We start from the raw sequence: 21,817 nt of genomic DNA on the forward strand, positions 1-21,817 counted from the left end.
TTTCAGGAGAGGACCATGATTAATCGTAGCGAATGGCTGGAAGATCTGCAAAAAAACGTCTCGGAGCTGATCGCCAAAAGTCCGGCTGCCGATATTGAGCGCAATGTAAAAGCCTTTATGGGTCAGGCCTTCAACCGTATGGACCTGGTTACTCGTGAAGAGTTTGATACCTACAAGCTGATGCTGGAACGCGCACTGGCTCGTGTGGCGGCTCTGGAAACACGTTTGCAAGCTTTGGAAGGGCGGCAAACTCCTGTTCCTCAAGAGGGTGACACCTCTGCTCAAGAGGGCAGCCAAGGCTGATCACTTCATTTGAATACGGTCACCAGGCCTGGGGACAAACAATCGGCCAGCCCCTTTTTTATTGCTGTCTTTCTTGTCTTGACCGGGGTGTGCGCCGCACTGCATGTGTGGAAAGTACCCCCGGCTTTGCCTTTTATGCAGCGCGAACTGGGCATGGACCTGGTGCAGTCAGGTTTTCTGCTTGCCAGTGTGCAAATGGCCGGGATGTTGCTGGGGCTATGCATAGGCCTGATCTCCGAGAAAATTGGTCTGCGTCGCTGCATTTTGACGGGGCTGGGTATTTTGAGTCTGGCCTCGTTAATCGGCTCCTTGTTTGAACATAGCACGCTGGTGTTGCTGGGCCGCATGATAGAAGGCTGTGGCTTTCTGATGGTGGTGCTGCCCATTCCGGCCTTGATCAAACGCATTACCGATACGGCACGGTTGAGCCGAGTCATGGGTTTATGGGGCTGTTATATGCCCGCCGGGGCGGTCTTGATGCTGTGGGCTGGTGCTGCCTGGTTGGCAGTCGGCTCCTGGCGTACCTTGTGGGTGGTTCTGGGTATCTTGACGGCCATCTTCATGATTTTGACCTTCCTTCTGGTGCCACCGGATTCTCAGACTCAAACCAGGAGTGCGGCGCAGCATACCTCTGCTCACCGTTGGTCCAGTCTGCTACGCACGACTTTACGCTCCGGCCGGGTTTGGTTGCTGGCTTTGGCCTTTGGTGTGTACGCGGCACAATGGGCGGCAGTCGTGGGCTTCATGCCCACTATTTACAATCAGGCGCAGATAGCAGTCGGCACTGCCGGTTTGCTGACAGCCTTGATTGCTGCTGGGAATGTCGTAGGTAATCTGGGGGCAGGGCGCTGTTTGCATGCCGGTATTCCACCTCATAGGCTGCTGCAGGCAGGCTACTTGGGCATGATCGCATGTGCGGTTCTTGCGTTTGGGCTGACACAAAGCTTGGTGGTTCAATTTGTCGCCATCCTGCTGTTTTCGATTGTGGGCGGCTTGATTCCAGCTACCTTGTTCTTCCTGTCGGTCACGGCAGCACCTTCGCCGGAGACTACCTCGACCTCGGTGGGCTGGGTACAGCAATGTTCTTCACTGGGTCAGTTTGTGGGCCCCCCTGTTGTGGCGTCGGTTGTACATGTGTTGGGTGGATGGCAGTGGGCTTGGGTCGCGACGGTTAGTTTTGCCGTTTTGGGTTTGATCATTGCCTGGCGCTTGTCGCATTTGGGGCTGCCCAATGGCCGTTAGGCCTTGCTCAGATCAGTACCGGATTAGATGAAACAGATCATGAAAGAGCCAGCTCAATAAAGCTGGCTCAGTTTTTTGGAAGGGAAAGTCGCATGCTCGTCAGTAATGTCCAGATCACAAGAGATGAGTTGGTTGATCTTTTGGCTGCCTCCCATGAGTCTTTGAGTTTCGAGAACTGCAGTTTTGATGATGAGGATCTGTCGGGTCTGGAGCTGGATGGTTCGCAGTTTTCGGGCTGCAGCTTTTTGAATACCCGATTGATACGGGCACATTTTCAAGACACGATCTGGCAGCGTTGCAAATTGGGTCAAGCAGATTTCAGCTTGGCAGATCTCAGTTCGGCGCGTTTTAGTGCTTGTGATCTGCACTTGAGCAAGTGGGTACGCACTCACATTGCTTCCTTGCAGATCGAGGATTCCAAGTTGAGCGGGGCAATCTTCAACGAAACCCGTGGTTTGGACCTGAGCCTGCGTGAGTGCAAGTTGGTCGGTGCCACCTTGCGCGCCATTAATTTCCGCAAGCAAAATCTGGTGCAACTGGATTTCTCCGATGCGGACTTGGGCGGCTGCAATTTTCAGGATGCCGTATTTGACGGCGGCAGCTTGAGGGGTGCCAGCTTGCGAGGGGTGAACTTCAAAGGAGCGGACCTGCGCAGTGTGGAGTTGGGCAGCATTACCTTGTACGACTTGAATAACTCTTTCCAAGGAGCTTGCCTGTCCGTGGAGCAGGCAGTTCAACTGGTCAGCTCCATGGGGGTGCAGGTTCAGTAAAACCCTGGGACCGTACAAGTACGCAATGATGTTTTAAGGCAGGCATCTGGAGCTTATTTCTCCCGACGGGCAGACTGAATGTTTGCCTTGGAAAGGGAGAAGGGCATATGTCCTTGGCCGTGTTGAACAGTTGTGCCTTGTCGGGGCTGGATTTTATCGACGTGCGTGTCGAGGCGCACGTGGCTCCTGGATTGCCAGCCTTTCATATTGTTGGTTTGCCCGATGCTGGTATTCGTGAAAGCCGGGAGCGCATACGGGCTGCCTTGCAGGCCAGTGGTTTCGATTTCCCCGCTGCCCGATTGACAATCAATTTGGCTCCTGCCGATTTGCCCAAGGATTCGGGCCGTTTTGATTTACCCGTAGCTTTGGCGATTTTATTGGCCAGCGGCCAGCTAAGCCGCCCGGATGATAAGCAGCGCGAGCAAGCGATCACCGGTCTGAAGCGTTATGTCATGGCCGGGGAGTTGTCTTTGACGGGGGCCGTGGTTCCTGTGCAGAGTGCGCTAACGATTGCCCTGGGTATGGCGCGTCGGCATCCGGAGCTTTGTTTGCTTTTGCCTGCGCAGAGTGCAGAAATGGCGGCCCATGTTCCTGACCTGCAGGTCTACGGGGTTGCCAGTTTGGCAGAGGCGGCGGGGTATCTGCGAGGGGACAAGGAGCTGGAACCCGCATTGGCCAGGCCGTGGCCAGAAGAGTGGAGTGATGGCCCACAACTTTGCTTGTCGGACGTGCTGGGGCAGCCTTTGGCTTGCCGTGCTTTGGAGGTGGCCGCTGCGGGTGGCCATAGCCTTTTGTTGAATGGCTCGCCGGGTGTGGGCAAGACCATGCTGGCTCAACGTCTGCCGGGTTTATTGCCAGATCTGGATCGATACGCTCAGCTGGAAGTGGCCGCCTTGTATTCCTTTGTGCAAGAACAAGACTTTTTCAGCAGGCGACCCCCTTTTCGTGCTCCGCATCATAGTATTTCGACTCCTGCTTTGATTGGTGGTGGTAGCCGCCCAAGACCGGGGGAGGTTTCGCTGGCTCATCATGGCGTACTGTTTCTGGATGAGTTGCCTGAGTTCAGTCGGCGTTCATTGGAGGCGCTGCGCGAACCGCTGGAGCAGGGCTGCGTGCATATTTCTCGCGCCCAGAAGCAAGCGGTGTTTCCGGCGCAGTTTCAGTTTGTGGCTGCCATGAACCCATGTCCCTGTGGCTGGGCGGCGAGCCGTCATCGGGCGTGTCGGTGTTCTCCTGCTCAACGGGAGCTGTATCGGCAGCGCCTATCGGGGCCGATGCTGGACAGGATTGATCTTTTGGTGACCTTAAGCGAGTCCGAACCGGAGCGTGATCAAGCAGCGCAGGCATCCAGTCAGGTCAGGCTGCGGGTACAGGAGGCGATTGAGAGGCAGTTGGCACGTCAGACGGTACGAAATGCTCGTCTGTCAGTGGCTGGTTTGAAAGAACATGGGTGCTTGTCTGCGGAGGCCTTGCAGCTACTGGCCAGTGCACGCAAGCGCTGGCATTGGTCAGAGCGAGTGCAGGGTAGGGTCTTGCGGGTAGCGCGGACAATTGCTGACCTGGCCGGAGTAGAGCAGATTGCCAGACCTCATATCGCGGAAGCATTGCAGTTCCGGCCTGAATTGCCGTGAATCGAGGTAAGAAGGCGGGTGTCGCTACTAGGTGTGGCAGGATTGGGCTGGCTGCAGGCTGAGGGCGACAGGCGCCATGACTTTCATGGTGGGCCTGTGTGTCGTTCGCCTGGACTGTCAGCCTACGTATGAAATTGCGCGCCTTCGCCTGATAGGGGGGGGGGGCGAGTATTTTGGTGTTATCGGCTACCAGCAAGATAGGGTGCCGATGTTTTCACCCATCCTATTGATAACTTGCTGCCTGATCTTGACATGGCTAGGCTCGAAGATTGACCAGATCATACGCGCTGGAGGGTATCCAAACGGGGCCACGGTTTCTTGTTTTCCTGATTGGTCGGCGGACAACGCCATAACTATAAAAAATCCCTTTGATATCTGGACAATCCTTCAGGAATCACCCTATAATCAAGAGCTTTTCCCCTGTTTGGATCTGTTCTGGCAGCGGGCAAAGAAAAAAATAAGTGCCTGTTTTGGGTCATACAAGTGTCCGCCAGCTTCCTAGGCGACCACCCGCAGACACAAATTAGTCGAGTAATTTCATGCCTAAAATGAAAACCAAAAAAAGCGCTTCCAAGCGCTTTGTGGTTCGTGGTAGCGGTTCCATCAAGCGGGGCCAAGCGTTCAAGCGTCACATTCTGACCAAGAAGACGACCAAGAACAAACGTCAGTTGCGCGGTGCCGTCGAGGTTCATAAAGCCGACGTCGCTTCCGTAAAAGCAATGATGCCTTTCGCTTGATTAGGGAGAATCGAACATGTCACGAGTAAAACGCGGTGTTAACGCACGCGCACGCCACAAGAAAGTAATTGCCCAGGCCAAAGGTTTTCGCGGCCGTCGCGGTAATGTATTCCGTATAGCCAAACAGGCTGTCATGAAGGCAGGTCAGTACGCCTACCGTGACCGCCGTAACAAGAAACGTGTATTCCGCTCGCTGTGGATTACCCGTATCAACGCAGCTTGCCGCGAACTGGATATGAGCTACAGCCAGTTTATCGCCGGCCTGAACAAAGCCTCCATCGCTTTGGACCGTAAGGTTCTGGCTGACTTGGCTGTTAAAGACAAGGCAGGTTTTGCTGCTGTTGTTGCACAGGCTAAGAACGCTCTGGCTGCTTAAGCGGTATCTGACTGTATAGTTCACAAACGGGGCCTTTGGGGCTCCGTTTGTTTTTGGAAAGTAACACGCCATGACTTCCTCCCACGACGATCTGATTGCCCAGGCTCGGGCCTTATTTGAGCAGTCTCAGGACGCCGCTTCGCTGGAAAACGCTAAAGCTCGATTTTTGGGCAAACAAGGTGCCATCACTGCCTTGATGAAAGGCCTTGCCCAGATGGAGCCGGAGCAGAAAAAAGCAGCCGGTGCCAGCATCAACGTGCTCAAGCGCGAAATTGAAGATCTGCTGAACGATCGTCGTGCTGCCCTGGCGGCAGAACAATTGAACCAGCGACTGGCTCAAGAACAAATTGATGTGACGTTGCCCGGCCGTGGTCGTGGCACCGGTGGTATCCACCCGGTGATCCAGACCTGGCAGCGTGTTGAAGCCATTTTCCGCTCTATCGGTTTCGATGTGGCTGACGGCCCTGAAATCGAAAATGACTGGACAAATTTTACCGCTCTGAACAATCCAGAGAATCATCCGGCTCGTTCGATGCAAGACACGTTCTATATCGATATGAACGACGAGCAGGGTTTGCCCTATTTGCTGCGCACGCACACCAGTCCCATGCAGGTGCGTTATGCACGCATGAACAAGGCCCCTATCAAGGTTATTGCTCCCGGCCGCACCTATCGTGTCGATAGTGATGCCACCCACTCGCCCATGTTCCACCAGGTGGAAGGGCTGTGGATTGCCGAGGATATTTCCTTTGCCGATCTGAAAGGCGTTTACACGAACTTTCTGCGCGCCTTCTTTGAAAGCGACGATCTGGTCGTGCGCTTTCGACCTTCTTTCTTCCCCTTTACCGAGCCATCCGCCGAGATTGACATGATGTTCTCCTCCGGCCCCAACAAGGGCCGTTGGCTGGAGATCTCCGGCTCCGGGCAGGTTCACCCGCAAGTGGTGCGCAATTTCGGTTTGGACCCAGAGCGTTACATCGGTTTCGCCTTTGGTTCCGGACTGGAGCGCCTGACTATGTTGCGCTATGGTGTTAACGATTTGCGCCAGTTCTTTGAAGGCGATCTGCGCTTTCTGAAGCAGTTCAATCGTTGATTCCTACTTCGCGCCGCTGGGCCTTTTAGGCCCGGTCGGTTCCGGTATACGCCGTTTTACGTCTCCATCTTTGCATCATGTTATTTTCCGAATCGTGGCTGCGCCGCTTTGTGAATCCCAAACTGGGAACTGAAGAACTGGGTCATCAACTGACGATGGCTGGCTTGGAGGTTGAAGAAATTCAAGCTGCTGCGCCTGCTTTTGAGCATGTTGTCGTTGGCTTCATCGCTGAAATTGCCCCCCATCCCGACGCTGACCGCCTGCGCGTTTGCCAGGTCGATGACGGCTCGGGCAAGCTGCTGCAGATTGTGTGCGGTGCGCCCAATGCGGCTCAAGGCATCAAGATCCCGGTCGCCCGTGTTGGCGCAGAGCTGCCCGGTGGCATGAAAATCGGCCCGGTCAAAATGCGTGGCGTGGAGTCCGCCGGCATGTTGTGCTCGGGTCGCGAGTTGGGTCTGTCGCAAGATCACGATGGTTTGCTGGTGCTGGATGCAGACGCGCCGGTAGGCCAAAGCCTGCGTGAACTGCTGGATCTGGACGACCAGATTATCGAATTGAAATTGACGCCTAACCGTGCGGACTGCCTGTCCGTGCTGGGCGTGGCGCGTGAAGTGGCCGCTCTGACGGGCGAACCACTGACACTGCCAGACTTCACACCTGTTCCTGTCACGATTGAAGATCGCGTTTCCGTTACCGTGAAAGACGCTGATCTGTGCGGCCGTTTTGCCGGCCGTGTGATTCGTGGCGTCAATGCGCGTGCCAAAACCCCGGACTGGATGAAAACCCGTCTGGAGCGCAGCGGCCAGCGTTCGATCTCCGCATTGGTGGACATCTCCAATTACGTCATGCTGGAACTGGGCCGTCCTACGCACGTGTTCGATTTGCAGCACGTACAGGCTGGTCTGGAAGTGCGTTGGGCACGTAAAGGCGAGACGCTGGAGCTGCTGAGCGGTTTGAATGTCGAGCTGGATACCGATGTGGGTGTGATTGCGGTTAACGATGTGCCGCAAAGCATGGCCGGTATCATGGGCGGCGAACAAAGCGCTGTCACACTGGATACGACGGATGTGTATCTGGAAGGCGCTTTCTGGTGGCCAGAAGCCATCATGGGCCGTGCCCGTCGCTACAAGTTTTCTTCCGACGCCAGCCACCGCTTCGAGCGTGGCGTGGACTTTGACTCCATTACCCAGCATCTGGAACGCACCACAGCGCTGATCCTGGAAATCTGCGGCGGCCAAGCGGGACCTATGGATGACCAGGTTGTGGCCTTGCCCGAGCGCAAGCCCGTTGCCATGCGCCTGGATCGTTGCCGCCGTGTTCTGGGTATTCCTCTGGATCAAAAGCAGGTGGAGAGCATCTTCACCTTGTTGGGTCTGGACTTCTCGGTGGCTGACGAAGTCTTTACGGTCAATCCTCCCAGCTTCCGTTTCGATTTGACGATTGAAGAAGACCTGATCGAGGAAGTTGCCCGTATCTACGGTTTTGAAAATATTCCTGATCTGCCTCCGGTCGCTGCTGCACAAATGCGTGTGCCAGTCGAGTCCTTGCGTGGTCCGCACGCCTTGCGCGCTGTATTGGCCGCCCAGGACTACCAGGAAGTGATCAACTTCTCCTTTGTGCAAGAGTCCTGGGAAAAAGATATTAACGGACAGGCTGACCCTATCCGTTTGTTGAACCCCATTGCCAGCCAGTTGGCGGTGATGCGTACCAGCCTGATTCCTGGTCTGCTGGCCAATATTGAACGCAACGCCAACCGCCGTCAGTCGCGCGTGCGTGTGTTCGAGTTTGGCCGCGTCTTCATGCGCGATGCCTCTCAAGAAAATGGTCCGTTGACCGTGGCCGGTATCCATCAGCCCAACCGCATTGCGGCCGCAGCCTGGGGCCCTGTTGTGACCGAGCAGTGGGGACAGCCCGATCGTCTTGTCGACTTCTTTGACGTCAAGCGCGATCTGGAGACTTTGCTGGGTCAACGTGCTGCTCAAGTCCGTTTCGAGCCTGAAGCTCACCCGGCCTTGCACCCAGGCCGTAGCGCCAGTGTGAAACTGGATGGTAAAACCATAGGCTGGATCGGTGAAATCCATCCTCAGTGGTTGAGCGAATTTGGCTTGAATCAAGCGCCGGTCGTTTTTGAGGTGGACGTTGATGCCATCTCTCACGACGAAGTGGTACACGCTCAGGAAGTATCCAAGCAACCCGTTGTGCAACGAGATCTAGCGGTTTGGCTGGATAAGGACGTATCCTATCAAGCTGTGCTGGATACACTGAACCAGGTGCGTAGCACGGCAGCGCAAGCGGCTATCGTCAAAGATATTCAGTTGTTTGACGTCTGGCGCGACAAGAACGATGCATCGGAAAAGAGTCTGGCGATTCGATTCTGGCTGCAAGACAGCGCAAGCACGCTGGATGATGAACGCGTCGAGCAATGCCTGGAAGCATTGTTGGCGGCACTGGTGTCTGCGCATGGCGCACGGGCACGAGCATAAGGAGACACAATGAACGTAGAGCGTACTCTGACCAAGGCAGATCTGGCTGAACTCTTGTTTGAACGTGTTGGCTTGAATAAACGCGAAGCCAAAGATATTGTGGATACTTTCTTTGCTGAGATCCGCGATTCCCTGGCCGATGGTGTCGAGGTCAAGTTGTCCGGTTTTGGTAATTTCCAGGTTCGGGACAAACCCCCGCGTCCTGGTCGCAACCCCAAAACGGGTGAAGTCATCCCGATTTCGGCGCGACGCGTGGTGACATTCCACGCGAGTCAGAAGCTCAAAAGTGTAGTCGAAGGGGCGCCAGTGGCGCCCGAGGATGACCAGGACTGAAGCCTGGTACGTTTGCGTACAGTTTTGCCTGACTGAACGTGTAAAATCACTCCTATTGTCGATGAGCATCAGTGGCTATGAGCACAAACGAAAAGACGGCGACCTTGCCACCTATCCCTGCCAAGCGGTATTTCACCATCGGTGAAGTCAGCGAGCTTTGCTTGGTCAAGCCCCACGTCCTGCGTTATTGGGAGCAGGAGTTTACGCAGTTAAAGCCCGTCAAGCGACGCGGTAACCGACGTTATTACCAGCACCATGAGGTGCTGCTGATACGCCGGATTCGCGGTTTGCTGTACGACGAAGGCTTTACGATCAGTGGTGCGCGCAATCGTCTGGGCGATGGTCCGGATATGCCTTTTGACCAGGAAGCCGCTGTGCGTCTGACCGGTCAGGAGATGCAGGCCTTGCGCACCAACTTGGGTCAGATCCAGGCAATGCTGGATCAAGCCTTGGCAATGACGGATCCTGGCTCGGCTCAGTAATCCGGGGTTGCTAAGCAGGAACGAAGGTCGGCCTTGGTGCCGGCCTTTTTTCATGGAAGGGATTAGCAGTGAACTTACGTAGTCAGGCTCTACAGGCGTTGTTAGTTCAAGAGCCAGCAGCCAAGCTGACAGCAGTACGAGCAATAGCCCATGGCTTGCCTGTAGGGGCAGATGAACATTTGGAAGAGCCGCCCGGCGTACCGGGACGGCCCGAGGGTTTGCGTTTTGTAAGTCCTCAGCATGTGCCCAAACGGTCCGTGCGTACGCCTCAGGGGCGAGCAGCCTTATTGCATTCCTTGGCTCATATTGAGTTCAATGCCATCAATCTGGCCTTGGATGTGTTGTGGCGTTATCCCGGTTTGCCCGACGCATTCTATGCAGGCTGGTTACAGGTGGCGGTGGAGGAGGCTTTGCACTTTGAGCTGCTGAGCGATCATCTTCAAACGCTGGGTGTCCGCTATGGGGATTTGCCTGTCCATGACGGCTTGTGGGAGATGGCAGAGCGAACACGCTTTGATCTGCTGGCGCGTATGGCTTTGGTGCCGCGTACTCTGGAAGCACGGGGGCTGGATGCCTGCCCCCTGGTGCATAAGAAGTTGCTGGATGCTGGTGATGAAAAAGCCGCCGCGATTATTGCCATCATCTTGCGCGATGAGGTCGGGCATGTAGCGTTGGGAAATTACTGGTATCGCAAAGTCTGCCAGGAACAAGGTTTGCCTGACTTTGATACGTATGGTGAGTTGGCGCTGCGCTATCGCGCACCGCGTTTGCGCGGCCCCTTTAATCGCGAAGCCCGCCTGGAGGCGGGCTTCACTGTCGAGGAAATCGACGAGCTGGAACGGCTGGATGCCGCTTTTAAGAGCGGGTTGCCGACGAGCTAGCTTCCGTGTTGGGCTTGGGCAGGTTATCCAGCTGCCCAAAGCTCACAATGCGACCAATGTACAGAACGGGGCCTTCCGGTGCACCACTATTGGAGCCGCCTGCGGTTTCCAGCGTCATCTCAAATATCTGCTCATCTTCCACGGTGCCGATCAAAGCCGCGGGTACGGTGATGGGGCGATTAGGATCAATCAAACCCAATGAACGAACTTGCGTGCCGCGTGGTGTGTGTGTCCACAGCTGTACTGACTGCGTTGCTTTGACTTCGGTACTGACCTTGGGCACCAGCAGGACATTGCCTTGTGGGTCTACCGTCGCAATCCAGGCCGGAGTAGAGGATTGGCCAGGGGCCTGCAGGATGGCTGCCTGACGTGGCTTCATCTCAATGACGTTGACAGGTGGTTCCGAGTTCATGTTCATGAGCAGGGCAATCACCAGGCCCAGAATCACGACCGCAGCCAAGCCGCCCCACAAAACAGGCATGGGCATGGCAAAGCCACGGGACTTGCGTTCGCTATCAACAGGTTCGGGTTTGCGTTTTTTCTCTACCGGGGCTGACTCAGGCTCGCTTTTGGCGGGCTTTTTCTTGTCTGCGACCTTGGCTGGTGCTGTCGGCGCTGCTTCGGCTGTGACAGCAGCTGCTTTGGTAGCTGGGTCGGAGTCTGCACGCAGTAAGGTGGGGAAGGGCGGTGTGTGATCGTCAGCCTTGTCGTTCGAACTGTTGACGGACCAGCGAGGCTCAGTGCGAGTGGCAGCTTCCGCTTTAGTGTCTTGGTCTGCCGAAGTACTGGTCTTGATACTGGGTTCCTGGCGCTCCGCTTTGTTAACTGGAGCGCTTGTGCTGGCGTTGCCAGTGCTTGCCGATTTGGGGGCTTCAGCAGCCGGACTGCTTATGTTCCCAGCCTGACGACGTGCAGCTGGCGGAGGCAAGCCCAGGGTATGGTGAATATGAGCCAGGCTGGTGGGGGCAGGCACTGTTGGGGTCAGGCAGTCCACCAGCTCCAGCCACGCTTGCTCCCAAGCCAATGCCAGACGCGCTGCCTGATCATTTTGCTGCATCAGGGTGTGGGCTTGGACCAGTTCATGCTGGCTGAGTAGCCCCAAGGTATATTCGCCAATCATCACTGCATGGCGTGGATCGTTGGCGTTGCCTTCATTGATCAGGGGAGTGAGCTGTTGCAAGCCATGTTGGACCACAGCGCGCAATTGTGCGGGGGAGCGGTTCAGCTGAGGGCCCAACTGTTCGTAACTATTGCCGTGCAGATAGGCATGGATCATGGCGCGTTGGCTGGTGCCATCCAGCTTGCCCATGGCAGGGATGAAACGCTGTCCGGCTTGCGGCTTGATGGCAGGCAGGGCGTAATTGCTATCGCCGCTTTGCGCGCGTTGACGCAGGCGAGCCAGTAGCCTGAACCGCAGAATGCTGTAAATCCAGGCGCGCCCTTCGCCTAAATCGGGGTCATAGCCGGCAGCGTTCTTCCATAACAAAACAAAGCTATCGCGCAGAACCTCTTCGGCATCAATGCGGCGGCCCAATACGGCCTGGCCCAAAGCCAGCATCAAGGGGGCTTCCTGGTCGTACAGCACATCCAGCGCCTGGCTGTCCTGTGCGGCTAACTGGTCCAGGAAAGAAGAATACGAAAAAGAAGAAGACGGCATGGATGGATTTTGCACGGTAAAGGGATTCATGAGCCAGATGTCTGGTATCGGGCGCTATTTTTACTGTGTCTGCGCCAGTTTCAGACAAGCAGGTATTGTATGCCTTTCGTTGAAGGCTTGAAGGTAACAAAGTGCTGGATTGCCAGCATTTTCTTTGCAGTGACAAGCCGTGAATTTCCCGATTTTCAGCACTGGATACTTGCTGGTCAGGTCCCTTATTCGTGTGACTGTGGTTTGCAGGTCAATAATCTGCCAAACAAGCACGCCGACGGCAGGGTCTTGGCAGGGATAAGCAGCTCAAAAGGCTATACTTATTCGTTATGTACTGCCTGGCAGTTTTGATAATTTCCCAGGCATAGAACCTCATTTCTGTATTCGCATCAAGGACATGGCAGGGCCTGCCTGCCAGTGGAAAGCATAGTCTGCTTGTCCTGCCTTGATTCCAGCGTTGTGCTGCAACTTATTTTTAAGCTGTCCGCGGTTTTTCGGCTTTGTGCTGTTGAACACGGACCTATTGCGTGTGCCTCCTCGTCCTGAAGTGCTTGATGGTGTCTCCGGTGGTCTGAGCACCCTGAAATCCTTATTTCCTTACGTTTGGCGATTCAAGACTCGCGTGGTCTTGGCTTTGTCCTGTTTGCTGCTGGCAAAAGTCGCCACCGTGATGATGCCCATCTACCTGAAGCAGGTAATCGATGCGTTGAGCCTGCCCGCTACGGCTTTGATGCTGCCGGTGGCCGCCTTGTTGGGATATGGCGCCGTACGTCTGGCCTCCAGCGCTTTTGGTGAAATACGGGATGCCCTGTTTGCGCGAGTCACGCAAGGGTCGGTGCGGCTGATTGCGAACCACGTCTTTCGGCACCTGCTGGATCTGTCCTTGCGCTTTCATACCGAACGCCAGACAGGTGGCTTGAGCCGGGATATTGAACGGGGCACCAAAGGCGTCAGCTTTCTGCTGAATTTCCTGGTCTTCAATATTTTGCCAACCTTGCTGGAAATAGCTCTGGTCTGTGGCATCTTGCTCTGGCGATACGACTGGGCCTTCGCGGCGGTGACCTTGGGGACGATTGCGGCCTATATTGTGTTCACCTTGCTGGTGACTGAGCGGCGCATGCGTTATCGGCGAGCCATGAACGACTTGGACAGTCGTGCCAACTCCCGCGCCATTGATGCCTTGCTCAATTACGAGACAGTCAAATACTTCGGTAACGAGGATTACGAGATCAATCGCTACGATCAGAATATGGGCCAGTGGGTCCAGGCTGCCGTGCGTAATCAGGTATCGCTGAACCTGCTCAATATTGGTCAGGCCTCGATTATCAGTGTTGGGGTGACGGCCTTGCTGTTCATGTCGGCGCAAGGTGTGCTGGCCGGAGCCATGACGGTGGGTGACGTTGTGCTGGTGTCTGCCTTCCTGACTCAGCTTTATGCGCCTTTGAACTTTCTGGGTTTTGTTTACCGCGAAATCAAGAATTCACTGGCTGATATGGAGCGCCTGTTCTCCTTGCTGCGTCGCAAGCAAGAGGTGAAAGATGCACCGGATGCCCAGGTCTTGTCCTGTGAGCAGGCGGGTGTGCGTTTCGAGAACGTCAGCTTTGCCTATGACAGCCGTCGCAAAGTCATTCAAAACCTGAGTTTCGAGATCCCCGCCGGCAAGACGGTAGCGGTGGTGGGTTCTTCGGGCGCAGGTAAATCCACCTTGTCGCGTCTTTTGTTTCGTTTCTACGATGTGACGGAAGGCCGCATCCTGTTCAATGAGCGCGAGCTGCGCGAATGGACGCAAGAGAGCTTGCGCCGTCATATCGGTATCGTTCCCCAGGACACGGTCCTGTTCAACGATACGATTTTGCACAATATTGCGTATGGCCGTCCTGAGGCCAGTAAAGAGCAGATCGTGGCAGCAGCACGGGCCGCCAGTATCCACGACTTCATCGAAAGCCTGCCTGATGGTTACGAGACCATCGTGGGTGAACGCGGCTTGAAGTTGTCCGGGGGCGAAAAGCAGCGCGTGGCCATTGCCCGTACCTTGCTGAAGAACCCGCCGGTGCTGATTCTGGACGAAGCTACCAGTGCGCTGGACACACGTACGGAACGGGCGATTCAGGCGGAGTTGAACGAGATTGCCCGCGACCGCACCACCTTGATCATTGCTCACCGTCTATCCACGATTACGGACGCGGATTTGATTCTGGTTCTGGAGCGCGGACAGATCGTGGAGCAGGGCACGCACAGCGAGCTTTTAGCCCTGGATGGCGCCTATGCCCGGATGTGGAATATCCAGCAAAGTCTGGAGGGATAATTTGACCATATAGTACCAAAGCGGTACTATATGGCTCTACGACCTGTTCAGAGAGAAGGAATGCTGCGAATCAGTAAAATCATTGATTACGGCACTTTGGTGCTGACACACATGGCTGGCGATCCAGACCGTGTGTTCAGTGCGTCTGACTTGGCCGCCATCCTGGGTTTGGGCCAACCGACTGTCAGCAAGGTGCTTAAACTGCTGGGCCAGCACGAGCTGGTCATCAGCAGCCGAGGCGCACGCGGAGGGTATGTGTTGGGCCGCCCCGCCAAACAGATAAGTGTAGCGCAGATTATTGATGCACTGGAAGATCAGCCCTTTGGCTTGACTGAATGTGTAGCTACTCCTGGAGCCTGTTCCGTGGAGTCAGATTGCCATATACGCAGTAATTGGCAGCGTATCAACGATATTGTCCGACGAACCTTGGAAGAGGTCAGTGTTGCAGACATGATACGCGTGCCCGTTAACGAATTTCCCCTGACACACAAGCCGGGTCCCGAATTGAAAAACAGAAACAAGGCGAACACCTCCAACGTGGAGTTAACCGAATGAGTACCGTCAACGAACATCTGGACACCTTCCTCGATCGTGATTACGAGGCAGGCTTTGTCACCGACATCGAGTCTGAAACCATACCGAAAGGTCTGAACGAAGACGTCATCCGTTTCCTGTCCGCGAAAAAACGCGAACCGGAGTTCATGCTGGAATGGCGCCTGGCTGCTTACCGCCAGTGGCTGACCATGAAGTATCCCAAGTGGTCGATTGTGGAATATCCACCTATCGACTTCCAGGACATCAGCTACTACTCCGCGCCCAAGAGCAAGGCCGACGGCCCCAAGAGCCTGGACGAGGTGGATCCTGAATTGCTGCGCACCTATGAAAAACTGGGTGTGCCTTTGCACGAGCGCGCGCGTCTGGCCGGTGTGGCGGTTGACGCCGTGTTTGACTCGGTCTCGGTGGCCACCACCTTCCGCAAAGAGCTGGAAGAAGTGGGCGTGATCTTCTGTTCCTTTTCCGAGGCCGTGCGTGAATATCCGGAACTGGTGAAAAAGTATCTGGGTACGGTTGTCCCTCCTAGCGACAACTTCTATGCCGCCCTGAACTCGGCCGTATTCTCCGATGGCTCTTTTGTGTTCATCCCCAAAGGCGTACGCTGCCCGATGGAGCTGTCCACCTATTTCCGCATCAATGCCCGCGACACTGGTCAGTTCGAGCGCACCTTGATTATTGCGGAAGAGGGCGCTTCGGTCAGCTATCTGGAAGGCTGTACGGCGCCGATGCGCGATGAAAACCAGTTGCACGCAGCGGTCGTGGAACTGGTCGCCTTGGACGACGCCAAGATCAAGTACTCCACCGTGCAAAACTGGTACCCCGGCGATAAAGACGGCGTAGGCGGTATTTACAACTTCGTCACCAAGCGTGGCGAATGCCGTGGCGCACGTTCGCACATCTCCTGGACGCAGGTTGAAACTGGCTCGGCCATCACCTGGAAATACCCCAGCGTGGTGCTGCGCGGCGATGATTCCCAAGGCGAGTTCTACTCGGTCGCCCTGAGCAACCACCGCCAGCAAGCCGATACCGGCACCAAAATGATTCATATGGGTCGCAATACCCGCAGCACGATTATCTCCAAGGGGATTTCGGCGGGCCAAGGTATCAATACCTATCGCGGCCTGGTTCGTATTACCCCCAAGGCAGAAAACGCCCGCAATTACACCCAGTGTGATTCGCTGCTGATCGGCAAGCGCTGTGCTGCACACACCTTCCCAACCATGGAAGTGCAGAACCCCAGCGCCAGTGTGGAACATGAAGCAACCGCTTCGCGCATTGGCGAGGACCAGCTCTTTTACGCCATGCAGCGCGGCCTGACTGCCGAAGATGCCGTCTCCATGATCGTGAACGGCTTTTGTAAAGAAGTGATTAAAGAATTGCCCATGGAGTTTGCGGTCGAAGCACAGAATTTGCTCGGCGTCAGCTTGGAAGGCAGTGTAGGTTAAGGAGAATAATGAAATGCTGACGATTAAAGATTTGCGCGCTTCGGTTGAAGATAAACCTATCCTTAAAGGTCTGAACCTGGAAATCAAACCCGGTGAAGTCCACGCCATCATGGGCCCGAACGGCTCGGGCAAGAGCACCTTGTCCCAGGTTCTGGCCGGTCGTGAAGACTACACCGTGGAAGGCGGTTCGGTTGACTGGCTGGGTCAAGATCTGCTGGAAATGAAGATTGAAGACCGCGCCCGTTCCGGTCTGTTCCTGGCATTCCAGTACCCCATCGAAATTCCCGGTGTGTCCAACGCCTACTTCCTGCGTGCTTCCGTGAACGCCGTGCGCCGTCATCAGGGCTTGCCTGAGCTGGACGCCATGGACTTCCTCAAGCGTGTCAAAGAGGAAATGAAGACGGTTGGCATGCGCGAAGAGTTTCTGTACCGCTCCGTGAACGAAGGTTTTTCCGGCGGCGAAAAGAAACGCAACGAAGTTCTGCAAATGAGCCTGCTGGAACCCAAGCTGGCCATCCTGGACGAAACCGACTCCGGTCTGGATATTGACGCTTTGCGTGTGGTGGCTGACGGCGTGAACCGTCTGCGTTCCCCCGAGCGTTCCTTGCTGGTGATTACTCACTACCAACGTCTGCTGGACTACATCGTGCCTGACTTTGTGCACGTATTGGCCGGCGGCAAGATCATTCGTTCCGGTGGCCGTGAATTGGCTCTGGAACTGGAAGAGCGTGGCTACGGTTGGGTGCTGGAGCAAGCAGCTGCCGAACAAAAAGCCAAGGGAGCTGCGGTATGAGTCTGCCGGATTGGGTCAACAGCTTTGCCGCTCAGGCTGCACAAGCACCTGGAGCCGGTCTGCCATGGCTAAGCGCCGTGCGTCAGCGCGCGCTGGATCGTTTCGCACAAGAAGGCTGGCCAACTACGCGTATTGAAGCCTGGCATCACACCTCCTTGGCTTTGTTGGAACAACAAAGCTTTGCGCCTCAGAAGTCGGCTTCGGCTGCAGAACTGGTGGCGTCGGTGCGCCAGCAAGAAGACGGGTATTTCCTGGTCTTTGTAGATGGTCACTACGATGCGGCCTTGTCGCACCTGAACGAGTTGCCAGCGGGCGTGCGTTTGTCCTCGCTTAGTACCTGTCTGGAACAGGATGTAGACTGGTTGCAGCAGGCTTACGGGGACGAGTCCCTGGGCGCCTCGACCGCCGCCTTGAACCTGGCTTTGGCCCAGGATGGCGCGGCCCTACACATCGCTGCGGGCAAGCACCTGGAGCAGCCTGTTCATCTGGTTTTTGTGCGCACCCAAGGTGGCAGCGCCAGCTTCACGCGTAACCTGATTTCTCTGGAGTCCGGTGCCAGCGCAACGGTGGTTGAACACTATGTAGGTCAGGAAGGAACGGATGCTTCCTTGAGCAGCGTCGTGACTCGCCTGAACGTGGCGCCTGATGCCAACCTGACGCATATGAAGTTGCAGCAGGAAGCGCTGCAAGACTTCCACCTGGCTGCAATCGATGTGCAGCAAGGTCGTGGCTCGGTATTCAATTCGCACTCCCTGTCCTTCGGTGCCCGTATTGCCCGCAACGATATTGCTACCGTCTTCAATGGCGAGCGTTGCGAAACCTTGTTCAATGGTTTGTATTTTGTAGACGGCCGCCGTCACGTCGACCACAACACCATCATTGATCACGCTCAGCCCAACTGCCAAAGCCGTGAGTTTTACCGCGGTATTCTGGCCGACACCGCCCGTGGTGTATTCAGCGGTCGTGTATTGGTCGGCAAGGGCGCGGATGGTACGGATTCGGTACAGCGCTCGGACAGCCTGCTCTTGTCCAAGATGGCCCGTGCGGACTCCCGCCCCGAGCTGGAAATCTACGCTGATGACGTCAAGTGTGCACACGGCGCCACGGTGGGTCAGCTGGATGCAGACAGCCTGTTCTATCTGCGTTCGCGCGGCATGACCATGGAAGATGCACGCAATATGCTGATCTACGCATTTGCGGCCCAGTCCCTGGAACGTATTGCTTCCGAGAGCCTGCGTAGCCGTGCCACGGTCGGTATCAACGCTTTGTTGCCTGGCGGTCTTGCCCTTGGAGATCTTGCATGAATGCGCCTATGCCCGTAACTGCTGCTGGTTTGCTGAATCACCGCGAGGATTTTCCTATCCTGGCTCGCCCCATCCGGGGCCAACGCCTGTCCTATCTGGACAACGGGGCGACGACGCAAAAGCCGCGCTCGGTTATTGAAGCCGAGGCGCGATTCTATGAGCAGTCCAATGCGAATATCCATCGTGGTGTGCATTGGCTGTCTCAGCATGCTACTGAGCTGTACGATCAGGCCAGAAGTACAGTGCGGGCATTTCTGAATGCTGCGCGCGATGAAGAAATTGTGTTTACGCGTGGCACCACAGAATCCATCAACCTGGTGGCCTATAGCTGGGGCATGGACAACCTGAAAGCAGGCGACGAGATTCTGCTGACCGGCCTGGAGCATCACTCCAATATCGTGCCTTGGCAATTGGTTGCCCAGCGTACCGGTGCCATCATTCGCGTGGTGCCTGTGCTGGACAACGGCGAGCTGGATCAGGAAGCCTTCAAGCAACTGCTCAACGAGAAAACCCGCCTGCTGGCGGTGGGCCATGTGTCCAATGCCTTGGGCACGATCAACCCCATCGCTGAAATGACTCGTCAGGCGCATGCCGTCGGCGCCAAGGTGCTGGTGGATGGAGCTCAGTCCGTTCCCCACGGTGTGGTGGACGTACAGGCTCTGGATGCTGATTTCTACACTTTCTCGGCACACAAGCTGTACGGCCCCACAGGTATGGGCGCCTTGTACGTGCGCTACGAGATTCTGGACAGCATGTCGCCCTGGATGGGCGGCGGTGACATGATCACCACGGTCAGTTTTGAGCAAAGTAATTACGCCCCTGTGCCACAGCGCTTTGAGGCAGGTACGCCCAATATCGCTGGTGCCATTACCATGGCTGCCGCTATCGATTATTTGATGGGTATAGGCATGCAGCGTATTGCCGACCATGAAGCGCTGTTGCTGGACTACGCCACCGAAGCCTTGCTGGCCATGCCTGGCATTCGCATTATTGGTACGGCCGCACACAAGGCAGGCATTGTGTCCTTCCTGGTCGACGGTATTCACCCGCACGATCTGGGCACCATTCTGGACATGGACGGCGTTGCTGTGCGTGCCGGTCACCACTGTGCCATGCCCTTGATGACGCGCTTTGGCATTCCAGGTACGGCTCGTGCCTCCTTTGCCTTGTACAACGATTACGCTGATATTGATGCTTTGCTGGGCAGCCTGCGCAAAGCTCAAAAACTATTTGGAGTTGGCTAAATGAGCCAGGATTTCAACGGGCTGCGCGAGCTCTACCAAGAGGTCATTTTTGACCATAACCGTAGCCCGCGTAACTTTGAAGTAATAGAAAACGCCAGTCATTTTGCCAATGGCCACAATCCGCTGTGTGGGGATCAACTGGCTGTGTACGCCGTGGTTGAAGACGGCATTGTGCAAAAAGTCAGCTTTGTGGGGCATGGCTGCGCTATTTCCAAGGCTTCGGCATCCTTGATGACCGAAGCCGTAAAAGGCCTGAGTCTGGCCGAGTTTGAGTCTCTTTTTCAAGATATGCACGCCATGTTGACAGAGGCCCATCCCGATCGAGATCTGGGCAAGCTGGAAGTGTTATCTGGTGTGCGTGAATTCCCCGCACGGGTTAAATGTGCCACTCTGGCCTGGCATACCCTGCATAACGCCATCAATCAGGCCAAAGAAACCGCGCAAACCGAATAAAGGCGCAAACAAGCCATGAGCTACTTTGAACGACATGATGTGCTGGTCAGCCGGGATTGTCCGGCTGTCAGTATCCCTTACGGTGCTCCCGTTACGATCGAGGCGGGTTGTACAGCAACGATTACCCAGAAGCTGGGTGGCAGCTATACCGTGATGGTAGAGGGCAACCTGTACCGGATTGAAGGTGTCGATGCCGATGCGCTGGGTTTTGAGTCCCAGGACAAGCCCGAGGTTTTTGTACCCGAGCTGCCCCTGAGCGAAAAAACCATTGAAGACGCCGCCTGGATTGTGCTGGCTAGCGTTTATGATCCGGAGATTCCGGTCGATATCGTTAATCTGGGCTTGGTGTACGCTTGTCATGTGAGCCAGACTGGTCCAGAAGCGTTCTCCATCACCATGGAAATGACGCTGACGGCTCCTGGTTGCGGTATGGGCACCATGATTGCCGATGAGGCCCGCTACAAGCTGGAGACTATCCAGGGCGTAGAGAAGGCCGTAGTGGATCTGGTTTGGGATCCACCGTGGAGCCGGGAACGTATGAGTGAATCAGCCCGCTTGCAACTAGGGATGCTGTAATAGAAAAAGCCTGCAGAACATGCAGGCTTTTTTGTGCCTGAGGAGCGGGGCGCAGCTTGAAAGGTGGGGCTCAGGGCAGACGGCAGTTTGTTTGTGATGCTTGTTGGCTGCTGAATAGGAACCCCCGTTAAGGGGCCCTATGCGCTGCGGCTAAGTATGTTTGGAGAGAGGCCCTGGCAAGCTTAAAACGCTCAAAAAAATGGCTTGATATCTACTCGATAGCTATAAATAAAAATAATAGCGAAAGCGTTTAAGAGGCGGTTTCCGTTAAGCCTTGTTTGTTCTTTTTTTATGGGCCAAAACCTGCATTGAATAAGCTGTCTTATGTCTTTATCAAACCAGAGATTACAACTTTTCCTAGGGTTTTGCCTATCTCCAGCCAGAGAGTTTTGTATGAATTTCGCTGAGGTTCTTATCTTCAGGCCTGATTTCTTGATTCATGCTTGAATGGTTCAAACTTATATGGCCAAGGGTTTAGGCAAAGCAGGGGAGAATAATGTTAGTTACAAATAGAACATAAAGATCTTTTTTGAGACAGTGCTGTTGCTGGTCGAGCAGATTAAACGCTCGCCAGCACAGGGAAGCTTAAGGCGTGATTAATGGAAACAGAATAGCCCTAGCTTCATCCAATTTATGATCAGGTGCCTTGTTTTGTACGTATAGGTTTACTGAGGGGCAAGACGCTCAATCAAACTGTCCAGGCTGGCGTCATCCATTTGACGACCTTGATGCAGATAGAACTCGTATACCAGGCGAATCGCCTGAGCCTCGGCACGAGAGCGCAGGCTGAGCTTTTGCTGCACAAATAACTGCCTGATCTTCAGGATGATTTCTTCCAACGAGTCCATGTCAGCCATGCTGGGCTTTGATTGAGCAAGAACCCGTTTATCAAGCTTTTCTTCCCCGCAGGCTAACCATTGAATAGGCAGCTTGGAGGCCTTGGCCAGCTTGATCAAAGCAAGACGAGAGGGCTCGGTTTTGCCTGATTGCCAGCCTTGCAGAATCAATAGGGACACACCCACTTTTTCAGCCAGTTTTTGTGGTCCGCCGGCCTGTTCGATCGCCAGCTTGATTCGCTCCGGGAAGTGTTGGAAACCTTCCTCCACGGCATTTTGACCGGCTTGGCTTAATCGCTTTACTGAGTGTTTGAAATACATTGCCAC

22 protein-coding genes are annotated in these 21,817 nt (G+C 55.2%); 20 read left to right on the forward strand and 2 right to left on the reverse strand.

The annotated features are described in order from the left end of the window. Positions 1-15 precede the first annotated feature (15 nt). The 11 genes from ACFPDR_RS16680 (at position 16) to ACFPDR_RS16730 (ending at position 10,331) form a co-directional block, all read left to right on the forward strand. Positions 16-303, forward strand: a complete 288-nt coding sequence (locus ACFPDR_RS16680; RefSeq protein WP_088452778.1) for an accessory factor UbiK family protein — start codon at positions 16-18, stop codon at positions 301-303. A gap of 87 nt (positions 304-390) precedes the next feature. Then, positions 391-1,545 carry a CynX/NimT family MFS transporter gene (locus ACFPDR_RS16685; protein WP_376911547.1) on the forward strand — a complete coding sequence of 385 codons (1,155 nt, stop codon included), beginning with the start codon at positions 391-393 and terminating at the stop codon, positions 1,543-1,545. A gap of 140 nt (positions 1,546-1,685) precedes the next feature. Then, on the forward strand, positions 1,686-2,315 hold the full coding sequence (locus ACFPDR_RS16690) for a pentapeptide repeat-containing protein (protein WP_376911526.1): 630 nt from the start codon (positions 1,686-1,688) through the stop codon (positions 2,313-2,315). Between the two features lie 107 nt (positions 2,316-2,422). Further along, entirely contained in the window at positions 2,423-3,946 is a 1,524-nt protein-coding gene (locus tag ACFPDR_RS16695) for a YifB family Mg chelatase-like AAA ATPase (protein WP_376911528.1), read from the forward strand. A gap of 539 nt (positions 3,947-4,485) precedes the next feature. Then, entirely contained in the window at positions 4,486-4,683 is a 198-nt protein-coding gene (gene rpmI / locus ACFPDR_RS16700) for a 50S ribosomal protein L35 (protein WP_003800367.1), read from the forward strand. A gap of 16 nt (positions 4,684-4,699) precedes the next feature. Next, positions 4,700-5,059, forward strand: coding sequence for a 50S ribosomal protein L20 (gene rplT / locus ACFPDR_RS16705; RefSeq protein ID WP_009454390.1), 360 nt, complete (start codon positions 4,700-4,702; stop codon positions 5,057-5,059). A 70-nt stretch (positions 5,060-5,129) separates the two neighbouring features. Beyond that, a complete protein-coding gene (gene pheS, locus ACFPDR_RS16710) occupies positions 5,130-6,152 on the forward strand; it encodes a phenylalanine--tRNA ligase subunit alpha (RefSeq protein WP_009454388.1) in 1,023 nt (340 codons plus the stop codon). 77 nt (positions 6,153-6,229) lie between these two features. After that, the gene (gene pheT / locus ACFPDR_RS16715) at positions 6,230-8,635 is read left to right on the forward strand and encodes a phenylalanine--tRNA ligase subunit beta (protein WP_254003134.1); all 2,406 of its coding nucleotides are present in this window, start codon (positions 6,230-6,232) and stop codon (positions 8,633-8,635) included. A 9-nt stretch (positions 8,636-8,644) separates the two neighbouring features. Continuing rightward, on the forward strand, positions 8,645-8,968 hold the full coding sequence (locus ACFPDR_RS16720) for an integration host factor subunit alpha (protein ID WP_009454385.1): 324 nt from the start codon (positions 8,645-8,647) through the stop codon (positions 8,966-8,968). A 77-nt stretch (positions 8,969-9,045) separates the two neighbouring features. Next, complete coding sequence (locus ACFPDR_RS16725; protein ID WP_003800357.1) at positions 9,046-9,450, forward strand: MerR family transcriptional regulator; 405 nt, start codon at positions 9,046-9,048, stop codon at positions 9,448-9,450. Positions 9,451-9,518: 68 nt separating this feature from the next. Further along, a complete protein-coding gene (locus ACFPDR_RS16730; protein WP_115633593.1) occupies positions 9,519-10,331 on the forward strand; it encodes a ferritin-like domain-containing protein in 813 nt (270 codons plus the stop codon). Here ACFPDR_RS16730 and ACFPDR_RS16735 read toward each other — a convergent pair. Continuing rightward, positions 10,306-12,018, reverse strand: coding sequence for an anti-sigma factor domain-containing protein (locus ACFPDR_RS16735; protein ID WP_376911530.1), 1,713 nt, complete (start codon positions 12,016-12,018; stop codon positions 10,306-10,308). The genes ACFPDR_RS16730 and ACFPDR_RS16735 overlap by 26 nt on opposite strands. Before the next feature lie 69 nt (positions 12,019-12,087). Here ACFPDR_RS16735 and ACFPDR_RS16740 point away from each other — a divergent pair, with 69 nt between their 5' ends. The 9 genes from ACFPDR_RS16740 to sufT all read left to right on the forward strand — a co-directional run bounded on the left by ACFPDR_RS16740 (position 12,088) and on the right by sufT (position 20,654). After that, positions 12,088-12,330, forward strand: a complete 243-nt coding sequence (locus ACFPDR_RS16740) for a hypothetical protein (protein ID WP_302356767.1) — start codon at positions 12,088-12,090, stop codon at positions 12,328-12,330. Positions 12,331-12,502: 172 nt separating this feature from the next. Then, on the forward strand, positions 12,503-14,284 hold the full coding sequence (locus ACFPDR_RS16745) for an ABCB family ABC transporter ATP-binding protein/permease (RefSeq protein WP_376911548.1): 1,782 nt from the start codon (positions 12,503-12,505) through the stop codon (positions 14,282-14,284). 60 nt (positions 14,285-14,344) lie between these two features. Beyond that, entirely contained in the window at positions 14,345-14,839 is a 495-nt protein-coding gene (locus tag ACFPDR_RS16750) for an SUF system Fe-S cluster assembly regulator (RefSeq protein WP_003800349.1), read from the forward strand. Next, complete coding sequence (gene sufB / locus ACFPDR_RS16755; protein ID WP_009454374.1) at positions 14,836-16,284, forward strand: Fe-S cluster assembly protein SufB; 1,449 nt, start codon at positions 14,836-14,838, stop codon at positions 16,282-16,284. The genes ACFPDR_RS16750 and sufB overlap by 4 nt, the downstream gene beginning before the upstream one ends. 13 nt (positions 16,285-16,297) lie before the next feature. Then, positions 16,298-17,077 carry a Fe-S cluster assembly ATPase SufC gene (sufC, locus tag ACFPDR_RS16760; RefSeq protein ID WP_009454372.1) on the forward strand — a complete coding sequence of 260 codons (780 nt, stop codon included), beginning with the start codon at positions 16,298-16,300 and terminating at the stop codon, positions 17,075-17,077. Beyond that, a complete protein-coding gene (gene sufD, locus ACFPDR_RS16765) occupies positions 17,074-18,381 on the forward strand; it encodes a Fe-S cluster assembly protein SufD (protein ID WP_376911533.1) in 1,308 nt (435 codons plus the stop codon). Before sufC ends, sufD begins: the two co-directional genes overlap by 4 nt. Then, positions 18,378-19,625, forward strand: a complete 1,248-nt coding sequence (locus ACFPDR_RS16770) for a cysteine desulfurase (protein WP_035267652.1) — start codon at positions 18,378-18,380, stop codon at positions 19,623-19,625. The genes sufD and ACFPDR_RS16770 overlap by 4 nt, the downstream gene beginning before the upstream one ends. Next, a complete protein-coding gene (gene sufU, locus ACFPDR_RS16775; RefSeq protein ID WP_009454366.1) occupies positions 19,626-20,078 on the forward strand; it encodes a Fe-S cluster assembly sulfur transfer protein SufU in 453 nt (150 codons plus the stop codon). 15 nt (positions 20,079-20,093) lie between these two features. Then, positions 20,094-20,654 (forward strand): putative Fe-S cluster assembly protein SufT, encoded by a 561-nt coding sequence (gene sufT / locus ACFPDR_RS16780; RefSeq protein ID WP_060185785.1) that lies wholly within the window; start codon positions 20,094-20,096, stop codon positions 20,652-20,654. 665 nt (positions 20,655-21,319) lie between these two features. Here the strand turns inward: sufT and ACFPDR_RS16785 are convergent. After that, complete coding sequence (locus tag ACFPDR_RS16785) at positions 21,320-21,811, reverse strand: helix-turn-helix domain-containing protein (protein WP_035267648.1); 492 nt, start codon at positions 21,809-21,811, stop codon at positions 21,320-21,322. Positions 21,812-21,817 lie beyond the last annotated feature (6 nt).

The organism is Alcaligenes sp. GCM10023179, assembly GCF_042653705.1.
In the GTDB taxonomy this organism is placed as follows: domain Bacteria; phylum Pseudomonadota; class Gammaproteobacteria; order Burkholderiales; family Burkholderiaceae_B; genus Alcaligenes; species Alcaligenes phenolicus.